The organism is Pedobacter sp. Leaf41 (genome assembly GCF_001422545.1).
Lineage (GTDB): Bacteria > Bacteroidota > Bacteroidia > Sphingobacteriales > Sphingobacteriaceae > Pedobacter.
The window spans coordinates 344754-369562 of the sequence record NZ_LMLE01000007.1; the positions used below are offsets into that span (position 1 = coordinate 344754).

Below are 24809 nucleotides of genomic sequence, written 5' to 3' on the forward strand. Positions count from 1 at the left end.
CGAAGTTTAATAAGTTGACTGTTTTGTTCTGCATCAAAATCCACGACGCTCAATAATTTTTGTATCCATACTTGTAACTCGCAACTGATAACTAAAATTATGGAACAGGGTCGTGACCATGTGCGCCCCATGGATGGCAGCGACCTATACGCTTCAAGGCCATCCATCCACCTTTAAATGGGCCAAATTTCCGAATAGCTTCAATTCCATATTGCGAGCAAGTTGGGGTAAACCTACAATTTGCGCCAAGCATAGGCGAAATGGCATATTGGTAAATCCTTATCAACCCTAAAAAAAGCGAAGCAAATATCTTATTAATGAACTTCATTTGGCTGAATTAAAGTTTTAAAGCGCTTAAAAGTTGACACCAATTTTTTTTGAATAAAAGTAAATTCATACTTCTCTTTCCCCACAAATTGGATGGAAAAAAGCAATAATCCTCTATCATCAGGTAATTGACTATAAAACTCTTCTTGTTTATTTAGGCGGTAAGCTTCGCGAATGCGGCGCTTGAGCAGGTTGCGATCTACAGCTCGTTTATATCTCTTTTTAGGAACATTAATGACCACCTGAGCCGGAACATGAGCAGCTTCATTAATAAACAGGTAAGAAATACGAAAAGGATATAATAAAAAAGAAGAACCGTTTTTAAACAGCAGATCTAAATGTTTTCTGCTGCATAACCGTTCTTCTTTTCTGAATGTGTACATATATTTTGATTGATAATTGCAGATTTTGATCTGCCGATTCCGATTAATCGGAAAAGCAATCAAAAATTATGCTTTATGCTTGCGTTCGTCAGAAACTGTTAATCTTTTTCTTCCTTTAGCACGACGTGATGCTAATACTCGTCTGCCGTTAGCTGTTGCCATTCTTTCGCGGAAGCCGTGTTTGTTTCTTCTCTTTCTTTGCGAAGGTTGGTATGTTCTTTTCATGACTGTATATTATCTTATTATAATTTCAAAATTAAGAGGTGCAAATATAAAGCGATTTCTCTATAAATGCAAGTCTGTTTAGTTTTATTTTTTATTTGAAAAGCAAATGTAGTAATTCTTTTTAAAATTCAGTCCCGCCCCCGCTTCTGCTGGCAGAAAAAGCCAGCATCTCGCTTCGGTCGGGTTTATTTCATACTGGCCACTACAATTATGTAAGGATACCCTACATGCAAACAATTCATAAAACGTTCCTACGGAAGAAACGATTGCAAAACAATTTTTTGCTACCGAGGATACATCCCTACGGGACGGGGATGTAATTGTCTCAAATCTGAAAACTTATATCAATAATCAATCTATTGCCATTTAGGAAAACATAAGGAGCTTACTGATTACAAGCCCAAAGCTGCTTTCAATTTTATGTATCCTGTTTTACTCACTGGCAGCCAGATATCTGATTTAAGCAGCACCACGTAACTATCTTTCTCTTTTAATTCGATTTTTGTAACCTGAGCAAGGTTAATGATATAAGAGCGATGAATACGGATAAATTGGCCGGAATCAAGAGTTTGTTCAAAGTAAGCCATGGTTTTATTTTTATAGAAAACACCGTCTGCTGTACTTAATTTAACATAATCATCATCAGCCTCCAGGTAATTGATATCTCCGGTTGGAATAATTTTAATTACGCCATCCTTTTTAACTACTACCCTATTATTTTGGGCCGGACTCAAAGCAGCGGCATCCAAAACAGCTTCCGTATTTTCTGTTTGATTTAATCTGGAAGGCAGCTTTTTGATGGCAGCATCAAAACGTGCCTTATCTATTGGTTTGAGCAAATAATCTACTGCATTAACTTCAAAAGCTTTAATGGCATATTCATCAAAAGCAGTTGTAAAAATTACGGCGGGCTTATCTTCAACTAATTCCAACATTTCGAAGCCACTAATTTTTGGCATTTGAATATCAAGAAATATTAAATCTGGCTTATGTAAAGTGATGGCTTTTAATCCCTCGAAACCATCGCAACATTCAGCAACAACTTCAATTTCGGGATGATCGGTAAGATAAAATTTAACAATATCTCTCGCTAAAGGTTCATCATCAATTAATATCGTTCTGATCATTTTTCTGTGGGATTTTTAGAGTGGTAATATATAAATTATTTGCCTCAATTTCAGTTTGCAGCAAATGCGGATTTGCAAATAACAAATATAATCTACGTTTAATAGCTGTTAAACCGAATCCTGTTCCTCCTGCGGCTTTCATTTCCGGATCGAAAGGATTTTGCACCCGCAGCTCCAGAATATTACGATCAACTGTTACATCAACCTTAATAGTTATACCGGCAGATGTATTGTACAAACCAAACTTAATAGCATTTTCTACAATCGGCTGTAGTAAAGTTCCCGGCAAACATAAATTCAAAGTATCATCGGCTACATTTACCTCAATATTTAAGCGATGGCTAAAACGTACCTTTTCAATATCAAGGTAAAGCTGGATGTATTCCATTTCTTCTTCTACAGAAACCCACAATTCGTCATCGCGTTTTAAGGTTCCGCGAAGAAAAGAAGCCAACTTGGTAATCATCACGCCTGCCTCTTTAGGGTTTACCATTGTAAGCGCAAATACCGAATTTAAACTATTGAACAAAAAGTGGGGTTGCAATTGGTGACGAAGCTTGTTTAGCTCCGCTTCTTTTGCCAAACTTTTTGCCGCCGAAAGCCTTTCGTGTGTTTCCGATTGTTCCTCCAGCCTGTACCATAAAATATTGGCCAATGCACACCAGGCCAAACACATAAAGGAAATTAAGCCACGGAAGGCAAAAGAGAAATTATAGAAATCTAAATACTCCTTAAAATCTGAAAATATGTATAACATCGCATATTTTGCAGCATAAATAATTACAAACGTAAGTGCCAATGTAATGATGAGCACATACAATATTCGTTCGTTTTTTGGCTGATAGTAGCCCAGCATATTACTTATGGCAATACAGGCCATCACCAGTAAGAAATTACTCAAAAAACTATCTGCAAATGAAATTAACCAAGAAAAATTCACCACATAATGTAGGCCAACGGCACATAGAATAAACCAAGCGATAGCTATAGCTGCAGAGTTTTTTTGAATTTGTGGGATGGATAGAGGTCTAGTTGTCAAAGCGTTGTTTGTTTAGGTAATAATAAACGAAGTAAACGACCAGAAAATCTCTGATCATTTACTTTTGATTATAGTTTTAAAAACTTTTGATTTCAATCCCCCCGAAAAGTACGGTTCCATCTAAAACTAAGGTTTTCTGCATTTGATCTATCGGCAGCATGTGCCCCCTCTTGTCTTCTACACTACCAAATATAGCTGTAACATTAGATTGTATTGCCCAATTTGGTGGTACAATTAATTTGATACCTCCAAAAACTGCAGTAACATCAATCACTACATAATCCGTAAAGTCAGCTTGCGTCATTATAATATCCGAGCCGCCGAAAACTGCAGTCACGTCTCCACCTTTAAAGTTTTTAGAATAAACGGTTTGATTTGATCCGCCAAAAACGGCTGCAACATCAATTATGTCATTTCTGTTTGCTTTCTTATCTGCTTCGTCATCAAGATCTATCTCATCATTTACACCAAATTCATTCTTAAGTGCACCTTTAAATGATTTTTTCCTTTTCAGCGTATCCTTTGGTTTAAAAATTAAAAAGCCACCAACAATTACTAAACCTATGCCCAGGGCGTATTTAGATATGTCGAAATCGAAGCCCATATCATCTACCGTTTGATATACACCAAACAAAATAAGAACAAGCCACCAAACCCCTTTAAAATTTTTCCTTACACCAATAAACACGCCAAGTGCAATTAGAAATGTCCAAAAGCTAAATACCCAACCCGGAATATTTAAACCCAGATTATCTAATAAAAATGCTAGCCCAATAATTAATATGATGGAACCACTCCAAACTCTACCAGAGTTTTTGATGTGATTATTTTCATTTACATTTTCCATGTGTTCATTTATTTAATACCCAAAAGTATTTATAAATTAAAAGTTAATAACTGTTGTTTTCTCCAGTATCGGCAAAATGGCGGTAAGTAGTATCATTTCATCGGCGAAAAATATTTTCTTATTTTGAGCACATGAAATATTTACTATTTATCTCTTTCATTATTTTCAATTTTGATGTATTTGCACAAGATTTGCCATCACACTACAAAGTTTATGACGTTAAAAAGCAAAAAGTAATTCCTTTAGATGAATTAATTACCGACATGCATCAGGCTGATGTTTTGTTTTTTGGAGAAGAGCATAACGATTCTATAGGGCATATTTTGGAATTTACTATTTTCAAAAAATTAGCTGAACAATTCCCTGAAAAAACCGCTCTTAGTTTAGAAATGTTCCACACTGATGTTCAACCCGTAGTAGATGAATATCTAGCCGACTTAATATCAGAAAAGAATTTTATCAAAGAAGGAAGGGCGTGGTCAAATTACAAAGACTATAAACCCTTAATTGAATATGCTAAAACAAACAAGCTTGCTGTAATTGCCGGCAACGCCGCCACTCGCTATAGCAATGCAGTGACTAAAAATGGATTGACTGTTTTAAGTGGCTTTCCTAAGTCATCACTAAGCAATTTGCCACCTCTCCCTATTGATACCGCTACTGGAAGATATCTGGAAAAATTTACCGAACTACTGGGAGGGCATAGCATGGGCTCGATGAAAGTCTATCAAACTCAAAATTTTTGGGATGCTACCATGGCTTGGTCAATCGCTAAGTTTGCGAAAGCAAATAAAGGAATTAAAATTCTACAACTAAATGGCCGCTTTCACAGTGATGAAAAGCTTGGAACGTTGGCCAAACTTCAAAAATATGCTCCAACACTAAAAATTCTTAATATTTCATCATTTAGTGATGAAAATTTTGAGAATCCGAATTGGGAAAAACATAAAAACCTGGGCGATTATATTATAATAACGGATCCGAAAGTGAAAAGAAGTTTTTAAAAACAAAGATCCGCCCTTAAGCAGATCTTTGTTTTTTTACGCTTTTGCTTTAAGCAAATCCCTTATTTCTGCTAAAAGAACTTCTTCTTTTGTTGGTAGTGCTGGAGCCGCAGGAGCCGCAACTTCCTTTTTCTTAAGGTTATTGGCACCTTTAATAATCACAAATAACACCAAAGCCACAATAATAAATGTAATTACTTGCGATAGGAAATTTCCGTACTTTATTGCTGTTCCAGCAATAGTGAGTTGGCTTAAATCTTCTAATCCGGCTGCTTTCAATGCCGGGCCTAGCACTGCAGGCGTAATAATATCCTCCACTAGTGAGCTTACAATTTTTCCAAATGCAGCACCAATGATAACACCGACGGCTAGGTCGAGAACGTTCCCTTTAACCGCGAAGTCTTTAAATTCTTTAACAAAACCCATATTTTTTAAGCTTAGATGATTTATATACGAAAATAGCAAACATTCAACTGAATCCAAATGTTTAGCAAACAATTAAACCAAACATTCAAAAGCATTTACATTAATTCGAAAGAATATCTGAAATGATTTGTTTATTTTTGCTGCAATCCTGAATACAAAATATGCTAAAGCAACATCTACAACAAAAATTATTACAAAAGTTATCACCCCAACAAATTCAGTTTATAAAGTTGTTACAGGTGCCAACGGTTGCTTTAGATACGCGTGTAAAAGAAGAATTAGAAGATAATCCTGCTTTAGAAGACCCTAGTTTGATGACACAGGATGAGCCTAAAAGCGAATATGATGATTTAAACGACAGCCCTGAGGACTTCGATGGACCATCTGAAGATACCAGCATGGATGAGTTTAATGTAGATGATTATCTGCAAGATGACAATACCAACGATTATAGTACTAATTACAACAATGGTGATGATGACGAAGAGAAAAAAGAAACTCCAATCGCCATTGAAAGCACCTTCTTTGAAAGTTTACAAGAGCAATTAGATCTTATTCCTCTATCAGACCAGGATTTTATTATCGGTAAACAAATTATCGGAAGTTTGGATGATGATGGTTATCTACGCCGTCCATTGGGTTCTATGATTGACGATTTGGCTTTTTCTCAAAATGTAATGGTTGAGGAAGAAGATGTATTGGAAATGTTAAAACTGATACAGAGTTTCGATCCTCCAGGCATTGGCGCAAGAGACTTGAAAGAGTGTTTATTGATTCAATTAAAAAGAAAAGACCCTAATAATCCAATAATAGTTAAAGCAATGAATGTTGTAGAAAACTATTTGGACGAATTTACGAGAAAACATTACGACAAACTCGAAAAAAGCTTAGGATTAGATAGCGAAGAACTTAAAGAGGTAGTCAACGAGATTTTGCGTTTAAATCCAAAACCAGGTGATGCAAATCAGGTAACAACCAAACAAATGCAAATCATTCCGGATTTTCATATTAGTAATAATGATGGAATTTTAATTTTAACGCTGAACTCTAAAAATGCTCCTGAGTTAAAAGTAAGCCGCTCTTATCAGGAAATGTTTGAGCATTACGATAAGGCTTCATCAAAAGATAAAAAGCTTAAAGAAGCTGTTCAGTTTGTGAAGCAAAAATTAGATTCGGCTAAGTGGTTTATCGATGCCATTAAACAAAGGCAACAAACTTTGTTGAAAACGATGAATGCAATTATGCATTATCAGTACGAATATTTTTTAACAGCTGATGAACGCAAAATGCGTCCAATGATATTAAAAGATATTGCTGATAAAATCGACATGGATATTTCTACCGTATCTCGTGTAGCCAATTCGAAGTATGTGCAAACTGAATTTGGCACCTTTTTATTAAAATCTTTCTTCTCAGAAGCCATTCAGACAGAAAATGGAGAAGAGGTATCGAACAAAGAAGTAAAAAAAATACTGGAAGATTGTATTGGAAATGAGGATAAACGCAAGCCTCTTGCCGACGAGAAATTGACCGATATTTTAAAAGAAAGGGGTTATAACATTGCCCGTAGAACTGTTGCTAAATACAGAGAGCAAATGAATATCCCGGTGGCAAGGTTAAGAAAGGAACTTTAGGCCGCGGGAGATTTTCAGTTTTCAGTTGATATTAATCAGTATTTGGTTCATTTGGATGTGCGTTTGAACTTAAGATAACTTGCGTTTACTGCTTTACCACATTCGGATATAAGAAGGTACTTTATAAATGTTGTTAAGTAGTAATCCCAAAACAATTTCATGGCTACCATTGCTTACCTGATTCAAATCAGAAGTGGTAAAATCGTAAGAGTAGGTTAGATTCAACATCTTTCCAATATTGAAACCGGCCATTGCCGAAAATGAATCATCCTTGCGATAACTTCCTCCAAGCCACAACTTATCTCTAAAAGCTATTTTCATATTTAGATCTACCGATACTGGCGCTGGCTGCACATATTTAACCATAACGGAAGGAATTGCAGCAATTTCATCATCAAGAAAAAATTTATACCCCACTGTACCAAAGAAATGTGGAACCGCTTTTCCTTGATTATAGGCTTCATCTCCAGAAAAACTTAATTTTTGAGACAATATCTGTTGAGCTGAGACTCCTGCAAACATTCTTGCACCGTATAACCAAACGCCAACGCTTAAATCTGGACGTAGTTGGTTGGTAATTGCTCTATTGAGTGATGGTTCATAAGGATTTTCGAATGTCAATGCATTTATATCTAATGAAATGCTAGATAAACCTGCTGCAACACCTGCAGATAAATTAAAGTTATTGCTCAATTGCAAATGATAGGCGTAGGTTACATTGGCATCCAATCTTTTTATCGGGCCTGTTTTATCCAAAACTGCGGTAACACCCATGCCATGATGTGGCGGTGATGAAGTATAATTCTGCATATAATTCCGATCCATTGGATTGCCTGTTTCTTCGGGAAATGAAGTGAGTGCATTACTCCACAACTGATTATCACCCAACGCCCAATGTGCTGACACGAAAGAGGTTTGTGGCGCATCGTTAATTCCAGCCCATTGTTTCCGATAACCTGCTTTAAAATCAATATAATTTTCTATCCCAGAAAGTGCCGGGTTAAGCAAATATTGATTAAAAATGTACTGAGTGTATTGTGGCTTTTGCTGAGAAAAAGCTTTGGTAGAAACAAGTAAGGCAAATATAAGGATATACTTTTTCAAAATTTATCTGATTATTGTGAGCGGTCCGGTAACGTTTTTCCTTCCATTTCGTGGATTTATGATGTAGTAATAAACACCAACCGGAAGTTGTTCATTTTGATAATTCCCATCAAATGGGGTTCTATATCCAGCACTAAAAAATATTCGGCTCCCATTCCGGTTAAAGACTTCTACAGTTGCCTTTGGATAACTTTCCAAATACTTGATATTCCATACATCATTAATTCCATCACCATTTGGAGTGAAACTACTCGGAGGATTAACAGCCTGTAAAACCTTAACCGATACCCGTAATACTGCAGTGCATTGCTCCGGACTGGTAGTTACAGTTAAGGTATAGTCAGTATCTTCTTCCGGTGAGGCAATTGGATTCAAGATTTTGTTATTATTCAACCCTGCAGCCGGTAACCACTCATATTTCAATCCTTCGCCTGTTGCTACAGCAGGAATTTGTATTTCTCCTCCTGCTAAGATATAAATAATCGAGCCGCCATCAACCACTGGTGATTTATTTACAAAAATTGATTTTGTAACCGCAGCACTACAACTATTATCTGCTGTGAAAGTATAGGTGATATTATGAGGCCCAAGTCCTGCCAGTTTCGGATTAAATGTTCCATCAGGTTTCAAACCGTTTCCATCGCTGCTATAAACCCCAATGCCGGAAATTCCGTTGGTTTCATGAAATTGATTGATAACAACATTACCATCATTCTCACACACAGGCAAAATTTCATCAACTGTTATTATTGGAGATGCGTTCAAGGTAATAGTTTTAATAATAAAATCAGAACATTGGCCTCCTGAATAGGCAACTACTTTAATCTGAACATCTTTAGTTAGCGGGGAACCAAAAGGTACATAATTCAAATCTATTTGATCTGGTATTGGAAAATTAAAAGTTTCCATGCGCTCTGGCTGGTTATCTAAATCTTTGTAAACCTCAATCTTGGTTACCTTTCCAAAATCTACCGTTGATGTATTTTTAAGTGAGATTACCGTATTGCTGCAATAATTATTGGTAACCAAGGGTTCAAAGTTGGCCTTAGGAACAGATCCGTTGACGGTAAACTGTTGTTTAACAATATCTGTACATCCGTTTGTGTTAGTAATGGTCAGGGTAACATCGTAATTATCGGCTACGGTGTAAGTATGTGAACCGTCTTTCGCATTTGATGTGTTTTTTACCAAATCAGCTGCCGATAAATATTTGTCTCCAAAATCCCATTTATAAGTTAATCCATCAGCCGTACCGTCTACATTTACTGCTGTATTGGTGAAATTAGCAACAGCATCTTTCAAACAGATATCGGGCATTTCAAAACCTGCTTTTGGTAGCTCTGTAACATTGATTTCCCATTTCTTTGCTTCGCTTACGCAATTATTCGATGACGTGGTTACCAGCGAAATGGTATACTTTCCTGTTTTAGTATATTTATGTCTTGGATTTTGATCAGTTGAAACTGCTGTTCCGTCATCAAAATTCCAGGCCCAGCTTTTAATGGTATTTACAGATATATCATTGCTGATGGTTGATGAGTCTTGAATTGTAAATTCGGTATTGGTGCAAGTTTCAGCAGGAGCTTTAAAATTTGAAACTGGCTGTGGGTAAATTTCTATTTCTTTTTCAACAGGTTCAGAATAACAGCCTGTTCCAGATTTTACAGTTAATAAAACCTTGTATTTACCTTCTTTTAAAAAAGTATGTTTTGGGTTTTGATCGGTTGATGTTGTGCCATCTCTAAAATCCCAGAGCCAATTTGTAATCGCAAAATCCGTTGTTTTAGAATCACTTTTATCTGTAAACTGAACTTCAGTATTAGCACAACCTGTCAACTTGGCTTCAAAATCAGTAATAGGCAAATCGTAGATATTAAAAACATAGTTGGTTGTAATGTCGCCTGTGATACAATTATTTGCATTTGTTGGTATGTGTGCAACTACTTCTAAATGGTATTCACCGGTTTGAGTGTAGGTTTTACTTACAGGATAACGGTACACATAGATAGTCTGTCCGTTTACAACCTTTGTTTCAGGTAAAGGATTTGAAACTGTTTCTGGCACCCCACCTTCCAAAGTCCAGGTGATGCGATCTGGTTTATAAGGCAAATTGACTTTAAAATCAACAGTTTGTCCAATACAACCATTGGGACTTTCCTCATTTCGGGTTTCATCAATAACCGTTAAATAATTATTTGATGATAAATTAGTCCCTGCTGAATAGGAATATGATTCGGCATTGCCAAATCCATAAGCAATCGCATTAAATCCATCATCAGCTGTCAACGTTAAACTGCTTGCTGTAACAGGAATCTGGGCAAACGAATAACTAGAATTGCCAATAAGTGTACTCCATGATGCTGTGGGAGCTATTCCATTAATTTTAAAGCTGTTTACTTTATTTGTTCTAATTAGAACGTTGATGTACTTATCCACTATTGATTCCAAGTCGGATGAAAACACAGTAACGGTTTTAATGCTGAATTCAACTGGATTAAGAATAACCATTTCCGGATCTCCAATGATAGCAGCACCCGAAGCTGAAGAACAATTTTGAGTAAGTGAATATTGGGCAACACTAATTAATTTATCTGCAGCGATAAACGTAGATTGGTTTAAAATGCTACTTTCATAGAATTCACCCTTATTCAAAGTAATGTTCGTACCGTCTAGAGTGATTTTCGTATTGTCTTCTTGAGCTAAGATTCTTAAGATGTACCGCCTATCTTTGAATGGAACAACGCCATAGTTTCTTCCCCAGCTTACCGTAGGATAAAGTTGTTGATATAGCGGATCTTGAGAACCAGTACATGGGCCTATTACAATTACAGATGAGCCAGAAAAAGCAGCAAATCGTTTGCAAGATGATTTTGTTTTATCTGTTTCCACATAAACTCCGGTTAAATCACCCGAACCGGCGATGTATTCGTATACATCGCCTGCTTTGGCCAAAGTAACTGGTAGAGTACTGCCACCTTTCACATGAATAATAACACTTGTATTATCTTCTGCAGCTACTATGGCCAAGTAATTTTTTCCACCTGCAGATTGAGTGTAGTTCATGGAATAATAGGTTTGGCCAAGTGTTTCGAAAGGAAGTATCAACGAAGCAGCTGATCTAGCTCTGCCCCAGATGTGGGTATATGCAGAAACTTTGGGTAAACCATCGGTTACGCGGATACGTATTGCCCTATCTAATAAAACTGTATTTGATTCTGATTCTTCGATATAAGCCGATGCTCTAGGTACATCGAATCGTATAGCTTGGTTGGCTGGAATTGTTTTTTTTAACGACCATGTGCCGCAACTAACCGTAACCTCTGTATTGAATTTGGAAGTTACAAAAACTGCAATGTTGGCTAAGCTATTTTGGCTAGGTACATGCGTGGGGAAAACTGCCCAAAAATCTGTCCCTTCGTTGGAAACGTTTTGAGCACGAGAGCGCATTGAAACCAATAAAAATATTAGTAAAGCTAATAATCCAGCTCGCTTCATTGGTATTAGCTAATTAGAAAGGTAATTCATTTGGAAAGTTATAGAGATGCAATATACTATTTATACAATATAAGAAGAATAGGTTATAAAGATTTATAAATTTTTAATAGGGCAAAATAACCATTTCGTGTAATAATCTAAGGGGTTGATGTAAAAAAAACATATTAAAAATAACAAATCGCGTTCTAAGCCGTTTGAAATAATTATTCCTATACAACAGCATTCATCCCATTTATCAATTTAAGATTGTATAAGATGGAAAAAGCTAATTAATTCCTACATTACTTAATAAAAAAAAATTTATCCTGCGAGAGCGAACGACGGGGCAGATTCGGAACTCTATAAAGAGGTAGAAAAAGCGCATTTCAGACTAGAAGATGCTTCTAAAAAAGACGAATCTCTATTTTTGAGCTATATAAATGAGTTTTTCTTTTTTAAGAGAAATATTAATAACGCAATAAAAGATGGTTTCGGATTAATCAAAAATCAGTTAGACGACAGGACAAAGATCAACTTGAAGCTACTATTAAAAACCTGGATGGCGCTTTATATGATACTAAAGAAATAGAGGAAATTGTGTCTTTCAGCAACATGATATTTTCCTCATACGATTTGGACACTCCATTAAATGATGACCACTACGGAAAACTGACTCAAAGTACTTAAACTATATATATTCATTGATCCGCTTTACCTTCAAACTTCTCAGAGTATTCCTTTGCCTTAATGTCGGCGGCAGTATCGTTATGATCTTTAGGTTCAAGATTTTCCTCTAAACGATCGTTCCAATCATTCAAACCCTTAGTAGAATCTTTCTCAATTATTTCGCTCGTATTTTTCTTTGATTTTTCTTGACTCTGATTTTCCATGTTTTCTGCGTTTAAAAGAAAACACAAAAGTTAACTTAAAGTTTGAATAGTGATCTAATTATTGGAAAGGTATTAATGATAAATAAAAATTATTTACTTGGACCTTCCTCCTTTGCACTTTTAAATTCTTTAACGCTTTTTCCAATTCCACGCATTAACTCTGGCAGTTTCTTGCCACCAAAAATTAATACTACAACTACACCTATTAAAATAATTTCTATTACAGACATATCATATAATTTTGTCTAATATACAGCAAAGAAATATCATTGTTTCTATTTCGAACTTAATTAAACAAGCAAAGCTTTTAAGGTTCTGGGTTTTATTTTAGGCAAATCTCCATGTCGAATATATTCTGCAAACCCACGAAGCTGCTTAATGGATTTAATTGCTTCGTAACCTGCGTAGGTAGTTCTAATTTTATTTAGCAGCAGTGTATCCGTTTTAAACATATCGCTCTCTTTTAAAATACCTTTATTAATGAAACTTCTTATTAACTCGGCCATTTTGCCATTAGCATACAAGTGTAGCGGAAGCTTAAAAAACTCATTGTTCAATTTTTCAAAAACGTCATTTATCCAATTTACCTGAGCACTATCATTCACAGCAATTTTACCTTCATTGATTACAATAGTACCAAGAAACTCACGAGCTCTTTGCCGCGATATAATCCCTCCATGTACACCATCCCTTAAAGTGTAATCTAATCTATCCGCACAAAGTGATGGCAACGGTTGTTCTAAAATGTTAAACTTTCCGTAAAGAATTTGATTAACATCATAACCATAGTTCAGCAGAACATCAGGAATTTCCGATTTATAAATTACCTCAGCAAAAACCTTCTCGTGGTAATCTTCATCCAGGTGCTCAAACACATAATCGCCAACGTGAGAAAAAGCGGTATGCGAAACATCATGTAATAAACCAGCTATTTGCTCCAATTCCGATCCTCCTAACTTTTTGATTAGCATGGTTACCCCTATTGCATGCTCCAGTCGTGAATGACAAATGTCGGGATTTACCAAAAAAATAGCGCCGCTTTGATGAATTCCAGCTAAACGTTTTAAAGCTTCAGTATTTAGCAGGTCAGAAAATACTTGTGGAAATTCCATTTTACCATATAAAAAGTCGTTTAGCTGGATCATATTATCAGAGATTAAATCGAGCTCAATATTACTAATATTTTTAGTTTTATGAAATTTTTTATTTCCACATTAACATTGTAATTGCTAAATTTATTAGGCTAAAAACTAACTTTCAATTATTTTGAAAGCTATTATTACAATTGCATGATTAACAATTACTAACATCAGAAAACAAGGTTTAATATTTAACGTTATCATTGTAAAAAGGAATAATATGGCTACCGCTCAACAAATTAGAACTGCATATATTGATTTTGTTTTAACCAACAATGAGAAACCAAAAACGGTATATAGTTTTGCTAAAAAATTAAAAATTACTGAGGCAGAATTTTATCAGTTCTACTCTTCATTTGAAAGTATAGAGAAGACTATATGGTTCGATCTTACCTTTGAAACGATTAGTAAAATCAAAGATCAGGAAGTTTGGCCCCAGTATACATCCAGAGAGAAAATGCTATCCTTTTTCTACAGCTACCTGGAGAATTTAAAAAGCGAACGTAGCTTTGTAATTTATAGCCTTAAAAATTATCAGGGTAAATTTTCTACACCTAATGTTTTGGCAGGAGTGAAACCTATTTTTGAAAACTTTGCTCAAGAAATTATTGATGAAGGGCTCGATAGCGGGGAATTAGCGGAACGCAAATTTTTAACTAAAAGATATAAAGATGCGCTCTGGGTTCAATTTGCATTTATAGTTAATTTTTGGATCAATGATGACAGCGATGGCTTTGAAAAAAGCGACGAAGCCATTGAAAAAGGCATTAATGTAACTTTCGATCTCTTTCAACATTCTCCTATAGATAATTTGATTGATTACGGAAAGTTTTTATCGCGTAACGGAAAGTTTAAAGAAAAGATGGGATTTTAGAATTGATGAAGGCACAAGACAGTATTCCGACAACAAAAGTAGAACGTTCAGCAAAATTTGTTAAAACCGGTTTTCAAATTGGGGGCAATTACATTAAACATTATTCGAAAAAATTGTTCAATCCCGACATGGATAGGGAACAGCTTAATGAAGACAATGCCACCGATATTTACAAATCGTTAAGCGAGCTAAAGGGCAGTGCATTAAAAATTGCTCAGATGCTGAGTATGGATAAGAATATCATGCCTAAATCTTATGTAGATAAGTTTACGCAATCGCAATATAATGCTCCTCCCCTTTCCGGGCCACTCATTGTGAGAACTTTTACCAAAAATTTCGGTAAAACGCCTGATCAGATTTTCGATACCTTTAACCTTAACTCAAGCAATGCTGCTTCAATCGGACAAGTGCATCAAGCTACTTTAAATGGCAAAAAACTCGCTGTAAAAATTCAATATCCTGGTGTTGGAGATAGTATCTCATCTGACTTAAAACTGGTTAAACCTTTTGCATTTCGGTTATTGGGCATGTCAGAAAGAGAACTTAACATCTATATTAAAGAAGTTGAAGAGAGGCTATTGGAAGAAACCGATTATGAATTGGAAGTCAGAAGATCTATTCAGTTTTCAGAGGATTGCCAGAACCTGGATCATGTTGTTTTTCCAAAGTACTATCCCGAACTTTCCGGTAAGCGTATTATCACAATGGATTGGCTTGAGGGTTTGCATTTAAAAGAGTTTTTGAGAACTAATCCATCGCAGGAGCTAAGAAATAAAATTGGCCAGGCTTTGTGGGATTTTTATAATTTTCAACAACATGAGTTAAGAGCTGTACATGCCGACCCACATCCCGGAAATTTTATGATTACGCCAAATGAAGATTTAGGTGTAATTGATTTTGGTTGTATTAAAGAATTGCCAAATGATTTCTACTATCCATTTTTCTCATTAATTTCTACTGATGTAATCAACGATAAACAAAAAACCATTGATGCTTTTAGAAAGCTTGATATGATTCACAATGATGATACGGAAAATAAAGTCGAATTTTATTATAAAGCTTATAAAGAAATGATCAGTCTTTTTGCTAAGCCCTATATCAACAAGATATTTGACTTTAGTAAACCTGAGTTTTTTGATCAATTATATGCTTACGGCGAAAAAATATCTCGAATGCCTGAGTTTAAACAAGCTAGAGGCGTGAAGCATTTTATCTATGTAAACAGAACAAATTTTGGGCTTTATCAAATTCTGCATGAGCTACAGGCTACGGTTAGCACGGATACTTACGAGCCAACGCTTAATAGGTAGTTTCAGACTTTCCTACCAAATTTAGATTTTATTTTTGCTGCGTAATCGCTATTCCATCGAAATAATTTCCGTTTTGCAAACCTATGGTTAGCAATCTATCAAAGCCGGTTATATTTCGATTCATGGTAATAACTATTGTATTGCCATTTATTCTTTCCACTCTGAAATCAGTATGATTGACAACGAAATTTTTATCTGTCTTTTTTACTGTCGACAAATCAACATCAACTTTGTTAAGCATGATGTTATTTAGCCACCAACTAGTTGATTCGGTATTAATGGTCATCGAATTTAAATTGGCGTTTAATGTCGCCGCTTTCTGAGATAATTTAATATTATCTTTCCATTTTCCTATTGGCTGATCTTTTTTGCAAGAAATAAGGAGCAAAATCATCACGGAAATTAAGATACAGTAAGGAATATTTTTCATCAGAATTCGCGTGAGAAGTTAAATAGCAGCTTAACGTTAAGCGTTTTTCTTTACTACGTCAACCATATGATCTATATCAAATGGCTTTTCAATGTAATCGTCAGCTTTACACTCTTCCGCGGTTTTTGGCAAATCGGCAGAAGTTGATGTGAGTACTGCAGAAACATCCTCCGTCTCCGGATCGGATTTTAATGCCTTTATGATCTCAGATCCTTTAACTTTTCCTTTGATATGATCATCTACTATCACTAAGTCAGGATCAATTTCTTCTATATTCTCAATAGGTTCGGTGGTTAAAGATGGCGTAACATCAAAACCCTCCTCATCTAACACTTGGTCCATTATATCAAGAATATCTTTATTATCCTGAACAAGTACAACCTTTTTCTTCATAAACTAAATAGGAATATTAATCCATAAATATAGCAAAAAGAATAGCTGCAAGATATACTATTATTTTTTTTACGTGTCAACAACAGTGTATGCTTGAAGTTTCTAGATAACGTGGTTCAAAAACTTCTAGAAAGTTTCATGTTTTCGTCTTGAATTTATGCCCGTTGGTCGAGAATTATATGAGACTTGTATAATACAGACAGAACGCTTGCAACGTTTTCGATTTGGAAGCGTCTTATCTACAAAACAGAAACAAAATTACTTAAACAATTCAATAACAATTAATTAACATTTAATTATTAAATAAAAAACATTATGAAAACCTCAATCAAAACCCTGATCAAATCTTCATTTGCAGCAATCGTTTTATCTACAACTCTATTTTCTTCCAGCATTTCGGCTACCGAAGTTGTACCAGTAAAAGTTTCGAGAGTTAGTGATTTTAAAAGAATTTCGGTAAAAGGAAATGTTGAAATTACTTTGATTCAAAGATCAAAAGCTGGAGTAACCTATGCAGATGACAATATTGGAAGTGCAAAAGTTTTTCAAGACGGAAATAACTTAAAAATCTCATCATCGGATAAAGGCCTAACCAAAATAATCGTTTATGTTAATGATATTTTTAGGATAGAAGCATCGGAAAATGCCATTGTTAAAACTGAAGGTAAATTAACTACCAAATTTTTACAAATTTTCTTGAATGGGAACGCACATGCAGATATCAACACCAGCACCGAAGGTTTATACACGGTAATTAAAGATAATGCCGATTTGAAATTAAGCGGTTCTACCGATAGCCACACATTGGTAATGGGCAAGACTCAAAAACTAACTATCGATAAATTTGCAGCTTTGAACACGAACATGAGCTCGGTAGAAACAGTTGCTATCGAAAAGGAAATTGCTTCAATAAACTAATAGTTCACACACACAAATAAAACGAAGGGCTTTCTGAGGTGATCAGAAAGCCCTTTTTAATTTATCGCTAAAATAATGTTGAAGATAATCTAAAATCTATATATTTCTTTACAATCTTCAACACGATCCCTTAATTAGGAGATCAAATATTTTATAATGCTAATTCTGGAGCATTTTAGCTATCTCTTTTTCAATTGATTTAAGTTCTCTTGGCTTTAGCTTCTTGGCAGCATCGCGTTTGTCATCTAGATACTTCACACCTACACGCAGCGCTTTTAATCCTGAAACACCTTGTAATTCATCTAAATCGAGTAATTCAACATCATTGGTTAAATAGCCTTGAACCTGCATGTATTTAATGTATTCAAGATATTCCCTTGCTTCTTCCTGGTTAAAATAAACCATCGAAATTTTATGTGGTTGCGTCAAACGTTCGCTAGTACCCTTAATCAAAACCTTATCTATTCGCTTTTTAACAACTTCATAGCGGATATTATAAGCGCCCTCTACATCGAAACGTCGTTCGTCATTTCTGAAACTGATATCAATGGCGTTTGAATGGATAAATATCAACTGTGTTGTTTCTAAAGGCCGCGGCATTTCGCCAATTAGGCTTTTCGATAAACGGGCAATATCAACCATTGAAGTCAATTGCCATAATCGGATATTTTTTAGGTATAAAATATCGAATGGTTTTTCTGGAGCAATTTCCTGTCCGATATAAATATCATATTCTACCCCATCAGTTCTAAACTTGGCGAAATAACAAGGATAAGATGCCTGCAAATTAGCCTGCGATTTTTCTAAGTATTGACTTACTTCCGTATTGATCAACTGCATCGAAATTTCCAACTGCCGGCGATTCGCATAGGCAGCTCCGGTTTCGGGTACAATTACAGTAAAGTACTCATCAACAATTTCTGCAGTTTCCGGATGATTTGTTTTGATAATAGATAAGAATGGATAGACTTCCATCTCCAAGAATTCTCTTAAACGATTTTCTTCATTCGATGAAGCAAAACTTCCTATTTGTTTAATCCAATCCTTACAATTGAATAAAAGCTTATCAATCAGATCAAGTTTAACTGTTTTTTTTATGGCCTTTAGTGCATCCATTAAATGATTTAGCAGTACGTTTAAATCATCTTTAAGTGCCTTGTTGCGTTCTGTTGTCGAATTTCTAATATCAATTGCACCAAATAATGGGTACATATGCTTAAAAGTAACGGTTTCTATTTCCTTTACTTTACTATTTGTATTTTGACTTTGAAGAAAGTGCCATACCGCTTCATTAAATTTCCATTGAACTGATGGTTGCAAGGCAGTAAACTTATCCATTAATACCTCATCCATTTTAGCATCAAACTCTTCAATGCTATATTGAAAAAGTTGGCCAATTAATGGCATTGCGGGCCGTAACCTGGAAAGCAATTTATCATCAACTAAAACTTCATGGTTAGAATAAACTTCTAATACACCAGCTAGCTGGTTATTGTAGTACACGGGTAAAACAGAATAAGAACAAACTCCGGCTGCTTTTAATACCCTCAAAAATGGATCTTTCGAAATTTGATCATCATTAATAGCGCTTACAAATATCGCCTTTGGATTTTCCTTATATTTATCAACTAATGAATAAAATACTTCCTCCTCGAGGTTTGCCGCCTTTGCCGAATTGATCAGCATACTTTGAGAAAACTCTTTATTATCGAAAACCAGTTTATTATTTACAGTTAGAAAAGGCATCAGCCCAAATTCTAAATCTCCATTACCACTTAAACTTTTTAAAGCCTGAATAACATGGGTATAAGCCTCGGTTTGATAGTTGTGATTTACCAAAGCATCACGAATACCATCTATTGAGTTTTGCAAAGTAACATCGGTAATGGAGATGATACTAAAACCTTCGAAGCAGAAGTTTTGCAGTGGCAAATGCGTAATCAAATATTCCAGCTCATTATCTTCCTGAAAATAGCGCCCTAATTCCTCAAAATTAATTTTAGGCAAATCGCCTTTGTGTTTAATATCTACAAATTTGGTATCGGTTTGAATATTATAATACTGAGTAAGCTTCGACTCTTCATTAACATGTCCGTAAATAATTTCATTTTTAAGTACGTAAGTGAAGTTATAAAAACGGCTTAAAATGATATTATAAATAAACTTAAGCTGTTTCTTTTCAACCGGCTCACTATCTTTTGTTACTTTATTTTTAGGATCGTGATCTTTGAAAAATTTATAAAAGGCGTTAGTACTAAAGAAAATCTGATCGGGTATTGGCGTACTTAAAGCCCAGAACAAATCATCTTCATCACCCATTAATGGGGTAAGGATGGTGAAAATTAACTCTAATGTATCTTTGTATTTAGATAATTCTTCAGCGCTGATGCTAGTTAAGAGCACTTTATCTTTCTCAATTTTTTCGAGTAAAAATCTGTAAAATTCAGATTTAACTGATTTTTCTGTTTTTAATCTATCTTTTAAGTACTCCACAAGGGGGCGGAAAGACAGAGAAGATTCTACCTGGCAACCTATACATTCATTTTTATGTATTTTTATTACGTTGGTATTCATTGTATAAGTTTTTCTATAGTGTAAATTTTATAGTTATCTAATTAATTATTAATCCGTTGCAAAGGTAAGCACTGGTTAAAGCAAAATCGTCTTTGAAACGTAATACTTGGATTTAGTATCTATAAGGATGTTACACAAATTTAGTACCTAAAATTTAATGATAGGTATGGATACCAGCCATCAGACGAATGTCCCATCACAAATCTTACAACCGTGAGTGATGCCGGAGCGAAGTAAACGCCTCCCCCAACGCCATGGTGCCATGTTGTTGAAATTTCATTACGTTTCCAAACCCTACCCACATCATAAAAGCCAAGTAAGCCAACTTGTCCCGGTAAAACATAACTGACTAAATCACCAAGTCTTGCTCTTAACTCTAAGTTGTTATAAAAAATGTGCTCTCCAGCGAATCTGAACTGGCGATAACCCTGAAGGTTGCCTTGTCCGCCAAGATATAAGGCCTGGTAAAAAGCAGGTTGTCCTACCGTTACTCCTCCCCCGAAACGATCAGCCAAGATGAAATTTTTTCTTCCATCTAAGTTTTTGTACAACGATACACTGGCGGTAAGCTGACCAATAGAATTGGAATACTTGTTTACACCCTTATACGCAAGCAATTTGAAATCTACATAACTTCCTAATGTTGGCAGCAAATCATTATCACGTGTATTATTTACAAAATTTACAATCGCCCCCGCAAACATTTTTTCGTTTCTAACCGTCAAACTGTCAGCTGAATGGAGCTGACCGGGATTTAAAATAAAACGCCCATCGTTGTCCTCTTTGTTAAATTTATAATATTGATAAGATGGACCAATAGAAAGAGTAGACTTCGGTCTTCTCCAGCGAATGGCAGCATCAACCTGGTAAAGATTAAATCGAGCACGATAATACCTGATATCATCTCCATGTTCATCAAAACGGGTGTCATTACCTAAACCGAAAAAGTTTTGCGTATTGTTCGGAGCATAAGCATTGGCATTAACCAGCAAATCGCCTTTACCCAAAGCCTTTAGCCACTCCCCTTTGTAATTAAAACGGAATGCTTTGGTAGAAAATGAATGCAAAAACGAAACAGTCTGCGAGTTTCCCCAAGGTTGTTTCCTAAAGCCAGGATTGGTTTGTTTGTAAACCAAGCCCAATAAAATTCCATCATCTCTGTTGTAACCTGCATTAAGATTGTACGATTTCCGAACGTACATATCTTTTGGGATGTAGCTAAAATTGGCCGTATCATTAGAAATTATTTTTTTGATTTTATCTTGGGATTCACCTTGATAAGTTGCTTTATCGGTTCTTCCGTACAGCCTTACAGTGCTATTGCTATTGGCGAAATCATAAAACTTATTTCCCTTACCCCCTATGATGCGAATTTTAATCTTAGAATTTTTATTATCCAAAAGCAAACTATCGTTACCATTGTGCATGTAAATCCTGAGCTCCTTTGTTACGTTAGGATCGAACTTGCGATCAAACAGCTCATCTTTGATATTTCCTTCTTTTGATATCTTATTAATTTTAACCCTTAAACCATCCTGCTCGGTATCTGTAACTTTAATAAGTTCGTGTTTATCGGTCATTTCGATATCGACAATGCGATTGAAGAAATGGTAATAATCATTCATCATTTTTGGCAAGTTAGCTACTCGCTCACGCAGTGTAGTTAAAAATGCATCGTGATGAAGGGAATAACTAGGTTCTGGCAGTTTTTTTAATGCTTTTTCGAAAACTTCATCATTATAATTTGCGCAAAAATCTTTAATAATCTTGTTAAATTCTTCCTCGTTTATATTGGCCGTCCAACGGCTGCTAATTTCCCTTCCTTCCCATAAAAACCAATTGATATTTTGAATCGGGCGTTCGTAGCCCTGCATCATAGGTAATAATGAAGAGGATTGCGTAAATCGTTGTAATTTTCCATCGCCACGAAAGAAAACCTGATCCCGATCGCGGGGAACCGGAGAATAGGTTGAGCCCTCTTTTGTTTTTGTTTCCTTCCAACGCCATTGGTCTTCATGCCTGTCCCAATCGCCAAGTAAAACATCCAATGCTCTTGCTTTCACCCAAGCCGGACCATCTAATTTGTTATCATTATCTTCAGTTAATTTCTTATCCATTTTTGGCGAACTGTCTGATTCTCCAACAGGTTCACGCTCTTCGAACAAGCATAATGTATTGGCGAAAGCAGATTCAAACTCACCTAAACCATCATCTGGTGAAACCCAGCCAATTATCGGATTTGAATGCGGTATGTTTGCAGCTTTAGCCAATTCTGGCACTACCAATGCAGAAAAAGGATGTTGTGCAGACATGTTATCTTTAATAATGTCTTTCGCAAAAGTATTTCTTAAGCCTTCTGGGAGCAATACTTCGGGAAATTTTTCTACACTGCGTAAAACATATTCCTTTCCGTTTTTATCTTCTAAACGTAAAGACCGTGATTGATTACCACCTCCACGCTGAGTTGCTTTTAAGCCACCCATCATTTTTGAAACATGAAGTACCGGAACTTTGGTTCGCTCAGCATATTCCTTTCTGTAATTTTCCCCAAAAACATAGCGATGAAAACGCCCAACACTATCGTATTCAGGTTTAATTTTCACAAAAATACTATCAGCGGTAATCGGTTTATCGCGGTTACGAACCTTTGAAGGAATGGTTTCGAACTTTTTGATATAGCTATATACTTTTTTAACACTGGTATCAGAATAAACATAATACTCGTAACGCATATCGTTATTCATCAACTGATCGGCAACGACATAACCTTGCTCCATCGCATGAAAAAGAGAGGTTTTACCTTGTTTATTTGGAGAGGTTTTTGAACCTGAACCACTCACAATCTGAAGCTGCTTTCCTTTAATTAACTGTAAACCATGTTCATGACCAGCTACATAAGTTACATTTGGATAATCGCCAAATACTCCGTTTACCGATCTGATCATATCTTTATACGCTGGATGATTTAGATCTTCAGGGCTTAAAAGCGTTGACCTTAGAAAAGGATAAACCGATCCTAAAACCGGCATTGGGATGTAAAGGTTTTTGTTAAGAGAAGTTAAGGGAAACAGGTGATTTCTTAGATTAAAGTAGCCGCCATGAGGGCCATAACTTTGAAATGGATGGTGCGAAGCCAACAAAATTACTTTGTCTTTATTTTGCTCCAACAATTCCTCCATTCTCACTAAAACCTCATCCTTTGTATTGCAATTGCACTCACTGGCCGCATTGGCTTTATTGTAAGGAAACAGCCACCATTCGCTATCATAAGCAATAATGGTTAATTTATCTGTTAATTTAATAGCTACCGGATCGGGACAACCATTATCAGGAATTAATTTTAAAAGAGGATCGCCCTGAGCCTTTAAAAAATCATCTTGTGCTTTAATTTTTGCCAAGCCTTTTGGACCAGATTTATCCCAATCGTGATTACCGGGAATAAAATAAACCGTAGCACCCATTGAGCGCATAGGCTCAAACTGAGAGCGCAAAATTTTCTTGGTATCTTCCTCTTCCAAACTTCCTGGCAAACCCATACCCGTTGGATAAATATTATCGCCCAAATAAACCACCGTAGTTTTTTTAGGAATGATCTGTTTTGCAGCATTTTTTAAATCCTGCATTTGAGCGGCATTCATCTCGCCGGCATCGCCGAAAAGAATAACACGATATTTTACATCGCTTTGCGCAAAGGCAATAAGTTTGGTTAAAAATAAGATTGCTAAAAGGGTAAATCTTTTAATCATAGCCAGGCGTTTGTATAAAGATAGGATAATTTAAACTGCTTACTTTTTCAGCTTAAACATTAAAATATTTCCGGCAGATAAGTCACCACCTTCGTTTGAGATATAAAGATTATTATCCCGATCAAAAGCGATTCCTTCTGGCTGATTGAATGAAGTACCCTTTAATGGATAGGTTGCCTTCACTTTAAAGTCAGCATCGGTAATTACCAATAACTTGTTAACTGAAGAAAGAACATACCATTCGCCTGTTGAAGTATTTTTAGCCAAAGCCGAAGGACGGAATTTGAGTTTTGATTCACCTGCCAAATCAGCTATTTCTTTATATGGTAAGGAGAAAGTTCCGGCAGGGGTAAATTTCCCTCCCTCGAATTTAAAAGCAAAAATATCAGTTGCGTCTTTCTTTTCTTTTTTAACCTCTTTAGTTAAAACATATACCATTCCTGTACTTTCATCGGCTGCTAAGCCTTCATATTCTGCTTTTGGAACCAAGTCTTTCGTTTTCTCCACGTTTGCTGCTTCAGGCTTATTAATTTCTGAAATGGGAAAAGTATGCAGTTCGCCATTACTTTTTAAAACAATCACATTATCCTTTACAATCGCTACGTCTTCATAATCGCCTTTTCCTCCAAATTTGGTAAACTTTGATTCCTTATCACTCAAGCCCAGATAGAACAAATCTCCATCTTCATCCTGAATAGCAAAAACCTTACTTGGGTCGCCTTTGTGAAAAACAATACCAGAAATTTCAAAAAGATTTTGTGGCATATTGTATTTAACGGGGTTTTCTAAATCATAAGGCAGGTTGGATTTTGCCTCGCTATTTTGAGAAGTTTCAGTCGTTTTCGAATTGTCGTCGCGTTTTTCGTTTACACAAGAAACACCAATAAAAGCGATGGCCATTAACGCAATAGACATTGCTGTCTTAGATCTTATTTTATTCATTGG

Annotated in this window: 22 protein-coding genes; 5 read left to right on the forward strand and 17 right to left on the reverse strand. The window is 35.7% G+C overall.

The window, feature by feature from the left end; translation table 11 throughout:
* Positions 1–97: 97 nt before the first annotated feature.
* The 6 genes from yidD to ASE92_RS11940 form a co-directional block, all read right to left on the reverse strand.
* Positions 98–328, reverse strand: a complete 231-nt coding sequence (yidD, locus tag ASE92_RS11915; RefSeq protein WP_056850321.1) for a membrane protein insertion efficiency factor YidD — start codon at positions 326–328, stop codon at positions 98–100.
* Positions 315–710: a ribonuclease P protein component gene (locus tag ASE92_RS11920; RefSeq protein WP_056850322.1), complete on the reverse strand. Its 396-nt coding sequence runs from the start codon at positions 708–710 to the stop codon at positions 315–317. Before ASE92_RS11920 ends, yidD begins: the two co-directional genes overlap by 14 nt.
* A 66-nt stretch (positions 711–776) precedes the next feature.
* Positions 777–935: a 50S ribosomal protein L34 gene (gene rpmH, locus ASE92_RS11925; RefSeq protein WP_010601723.1), complete on the reverse strand. Its 159-nt coding sequence runs from the start codon at positions 933–935 to the stop codon at positions 777–779.
* A gap of 392 nt (positions 936–1327) precedes the next feature.
* The gene (locus tag ASE92_RS11930; RefSeq protein WP_056850323.1) at positions 1328–2062 is read right to left on the reverse strand and encodes a LytTR family DNA-binding domain-containing protein; all 735 of its coding nucleotides are present in this window, start codon (positions 2060–2062) and stop codon (positions 1328–1330) included.
* Positions 2040–3101, reverse strand: coding sequence for a sensor histidine kinase (locus tag ASE92_RS11935; RefSeq protein ID WP_235527352.1), 1062 nt, complete (start codon positions 3099–3101; stop codon positions 2040–2042). The genes ASE92_RS11930 and ASE92_RS11935 overlap by 23 nt, the downstream gene beginning before the upstream one ends.
* A gap of 76 nt (positions 3102–3177) precedes the next feature.
* On the reverse strand, positions 3178–3948 hold the full coding sequence (locus ASE92_RS11940; RefSeq protein WP_056850325.1) for a LiaF domain-containing protein: 771 nt from the start codon (positions 3946–3948) through the stop codon (positions 3178–3180).
* Positions 3949–4079: 131 nt separating this feature from the next.
* Between ASE92_RS11940 and ASE92_RS11945 the strand changes: the two genes are divergently transcribed.
* A complete protein-coding gene (locus ASE92_RS11945) occupies positions 4080–4952 on the forward strand; it encodes a ChaN family lipoprotein (protein ID WP_056850326.1) in 873 nt (290 codons plus the stop codon).
* Between the two features lie 36 nt (positions 4953–4988).
* On the opposite strand, the gene mscL is transcribed toward ASE92_RS11945, so the two are convergent.
* Entirely contained in the window at positions 4989–5378 is a 390-nt protein-coding gene (mscL, locus tag ASE92_RS11950) for a large-conductance mechanosensitive channel protein MscL (protein ID WP_056850327.1), read from the reverse strand.
* 161 nt (positions 5379–5539) lie between these two features.
* On the opposite strand from mscL, the gene rpoN reads away from it, so the two are divergent.
* Positions 5540–7012: an RNA polymerase factor sigma-54 gene (rpoN, locus tag ASE92_RS11955; RefSeq protein ID WP_056850328.1), complete on the forward strand. Its 1473-nt coding sequence runs from the start codon at positions 5540–5542 to the stop codon at positions 7010–7012.
* 93 nt (positions 7013–7105) lie between these two features.
* Here rpoN and ASE92_RS11960 read toward each other — a convergent pair whose 3' ends face one another.
* The 5 genes from ASE92_RS11960 to ASE92_RS11975 form a co-directional block, all read right to left on the reverse strand.
* The gene (locus tag ASE92_RS11960) at positions 7106–8116 is read right to left on the reverse strand and encodes a type IX secretion system membrane protein PorP/SprF (RefSeq protein ID WP_056850329.1); all 1011 of its coding nucleotides are present in this window, start codon (positions 8114–8116) and stop codon (positions 7106–7108) included.
* Positions 8117–8119: 3 nt separating this feature from the next.
* Positions 8120–11611 carry a PKD domain-containing protein gene (locus ASE92_RS11965; RefSeq protein WP_082455043.1) on the reverse strand — a complete coding sequence of 1164 codons (3492 nt, stop codon included), beginning with the start codon at positions 11609–11611 and terminating at the stop codon, positions 8120–8122.
* A 677-nt stretch (positions 11612–12288) separates the two neighbouring features.
* Entirely contained in the window at positions 12289–12480 is a 192-nt protein-coding gene (locus ASE92_RS11970) for a hypothetical protein (RefSeq protein ID WP_056850331.1), read from the reverse strand.
* A gap of 89 nt (positions 12481–12569) precedes the next feature.
* Positions 12570–12710 (reverse strand): twin-arginine translocase TatA/TatE family subunit, encoded by a 141-nt coding sequence (gene tatA / locus ASE92_RS20945; RefSeq protein WP_082455044.1) that lies wholly within the window; start codon positions 12708–12710, stop codon positions 12570–12572.
* 60 nt (positions 12711–12770) lie between these two features.
* Entirely contained in the window at positions 12771–13625 is an 855-nt protein-coding gene (locus ASE92_RS11975) for an HD domain-containing protein (RefSeq protein ID WP_056850332.1), read from the reverse strand.
* Positions 13626–13839: 214 nt separating this feature from the next.
* Between ASE92_RS11975 and ASE92_RS11980 the strand changes: the two genes are divergently transcribed.
* Positions 13840–14493 (forward strand): TetR/AcrR family transcriptional regulator, encoded by a 654-nt coding sequence (locus tag ASE92_RS11980; protein WP_056850333.1) that lies wholly within the window; start codon positions 13840–13842, stop codon positions 14491–14493.
* A gap of 5 nt (positions 14494–14498) precedes the next feature.
* Positions 14499–15803: an AarF/ABC1/UbiB kinase family protein gene (locus tag ASE92_RS11985; RefSeq protein ID WP_056850334.1), complete on the forward strand. Its 1305-nt coding sequence runs from the start codon at positions 14499–14501 to the stop codon at positions 15801–15803.
* A 28-nt stretch (positions 15804–15831) separates the two neighbouring features.
* Here the strand turns inward: ASE92_RS11985 and ASE92_RS11990 are convergent, their stop codons facing one another.
* Together ASE92_RS11990 and ASE92_RS11995 are read right to left on the reverse strand one after the other, a co-directional pair.
* A complete protein-coding gene (locus tag ASE92_RS11990; protein WP_157255725.1) occupies positions 15832–16197 on the reverse strand; it encodes a hypothetical protein in 366 nt (121 codons plus the stop codon).
* Positions 16198–16269: 72 nt separating this feature from the next.
* Complete coding sequence (locus ASE92_RS11995) at positions 16270–16626, reverse strand: two-component system response regulator (protein ID WP_056850336.1); 357 nt, start codon at positions 16624–16626, stop codon at positions 16270–16272.
* Between the two features lie 315 nt (positions 16627–16941).
* On the opposite strand from ASE92_RS11995, the gene ASE92_RS12000 reads away from it, so the two are divergent.
* A complete protein-coding gene (locus ASE92_RS12000; protein ID WP_056850337.1) occupies positions 16942–17544 on the forward strand; it encodes a GIN domain-containing protein in 603 nt (200 codons plus the stop codon).
* A 159-nt stretch (positions 17545–17703) separates the two neighbouring features.
* Here the strand turns inward: ASE92_RS12000 and ASE92_RS12005 are convergent, their stop codons facing one another.
* From ASE92_RS12005 to ASE92_RS12015, 3 genes are all read right to left on the reverse strand, one after another.
* Positions 17704–20118, reverse strand: coding sequence for a GAF domain-containing protein (locus ASE92_RS12005; RefSeq protein WP_056850338.1), 2415 nt, complete (start codon positions 20116–20118; stop codon positions 17704–17706).
* Positions 20119–20258: 140 nt separating this feature from the next.
* Positions 20259–23864: a BamA/TamA family outer membrane protein gene (locus ASE92_RS12010; RefSeq protein WP_082455045.1), complete on the reverse strand. Its 3606-nt coding sequence runs from the start codon at positions 23862–23864 to the stop codon at positions 20259–20261.
* A 39-nt stretch (positions 23865–23903) separates the two neighbouring features.
* Positions 23904–24806 carry an SdiA-regulated domain-containing protein gene (locus ASE92_RS12015; protein WP_082455046.1) on the reverse strand — a complete coding sequence of 301 codons (903 nt, stop codon included), beginning with the start codon at positions 24804–24806 and terminating at the stop codon, positions 23904–23906.
* Between the last annotated feature and the right edge of the window lie 3 nt (positions 24807–24809).

Bases quoted from the DNA above. Each gene is read 5' to 3' on its own strand.
- ASE92_RS11930 (WP_056850323.1), bottom strand. From the start codon at position 2,062: ATGATCAGAACGATATTAATTGATGATGAACCTTTAGCGAGAGATATT.
- rpmH (WP_010601723.1), bottom strand. From the start codon at position 935: ATGAAAAGAACATACCAACCTTCGCAAAGAAAGAGAAGAAACAAACAC.
- ASE92_RS11980 (WP_056850333.1), top strand. From the start codon at position 13,840: ATGGCTACCGCTCAACAAATTAGAACTGCATATATTGATTTTGTTTTA.
- ASE92_RS12000 (WP_056850337.1), top strand. From the start codon at position 16,942: ATGAAAACCTCAATCAAAACCCTGATCAAATCTTCATTTGCAGCAATC.
- ASE92_RS11940 (WP_056850325.1), bottom strand. From the start codon at position 3,948: ATGGAAAATGTAAATGAAAATAATCACATCAAAAACTCTGGTAGAGTT.
- ASE92_RS11995 (WP_056850336.1), bottom strand. From the start codon at position 16,626: ATGAAGAAAAAGGTTGTACTTGTTCAGGATAATAAAGATATTCTTGAT.
- yidD (WP_056850321.1), bottom strand. From the start codon at position 328: ATGAAGTTCATTAATAAGATATTTGCTTCGCTTTTTTTAGGGTTGATA.
- tatA (WP_082455044.1), bottom strand. From the start codon at position 12,710: ATGTCTGTAATAGAAATTATTTTAATAGGTGTAGTTGTAGTATTAATT.
- ASE92_RS11920 (WP_056850322.1), bottom strand. From the start codon at position 710: ATGTACACATTCAGAAAAGAAGAACGGTTATGCAGCAGAAAACATTTA.
- ASE92_RS11965 (WP_082455043.1), bottom strand. From the start codon at position 11,611: ATGAAGCGAGCTGGATTATTAGCTTTACTAATATTTTTATTGGTTTCA.
- ASE92_RS11970 (WP_056850331.1), bottom strand. From the start codon at position 12,480: ATGGAAAATCAGAGTCAAGAAAAATCAAAGAAAAATACGAGCGAAATA.
- ASE92_RS11985 (WP_056850334.1), top strand. From the start codon at position 14,499: ATGAAGGCACAAGACAGTATTCCGACAACAAAAGTAGAACGTTCAGCA.
- ASE92_RS12015 (WP_082455046.1), bottom strand. From the start codon at position 24,806: ATGAATAAAATAAGATCTAAGACAGCAATGTCTATTGCGTTAATGGCC.
- ASE92_RS11990 (WP_157255725.1), bottom strand. From the start codon at position 16,197: ATGATTTTGCTCCTTATTTCTTGCAAAAAAGATCAGCCAATAGGAAAA.
- ASE92_RS11945 (WP_056850326.1), top strand. From the start codon at position 4,080: ATGAAATATTTACTATTTATCTCTTTCATTATTTTCAATTTTGATGTA.
- ASE92_RS11975 (WP_056850332.1), bottom strand. From the start codon at position 13,625: ATGATCCAGCTAAACGACTTTTTATATGGTAAAATGGAATTTCCACAA.
- ASE92_RS12010 (WP_082455045.1), bottom strand. From the start codon at position 23,864: ATGATTAAAAGATTTACCCTTTTAGCAATCTTATTTTTAACCAAACTT.
- mscL (WP_056850327.1), bottom strand. From the start codon at position 5,378: ATGGGTTTTGTTAAAGAATTTAAAGACTTCGCGGTTAAAGGGAACGTT.
- rpoN (WP_056850328.1), top strand. From the start codon at position 5,540: ATGCTAAAGCAACATCTACAACAAAAATTATTACAAAAGTTATCACCC.
- ASE92_RS12005 (WP_056850338.1), bottom strand. From the start codon at position 20,118: ATGAATACCAACGTAATAAAAATACATAAAAATGAATGTATAGGTTGC.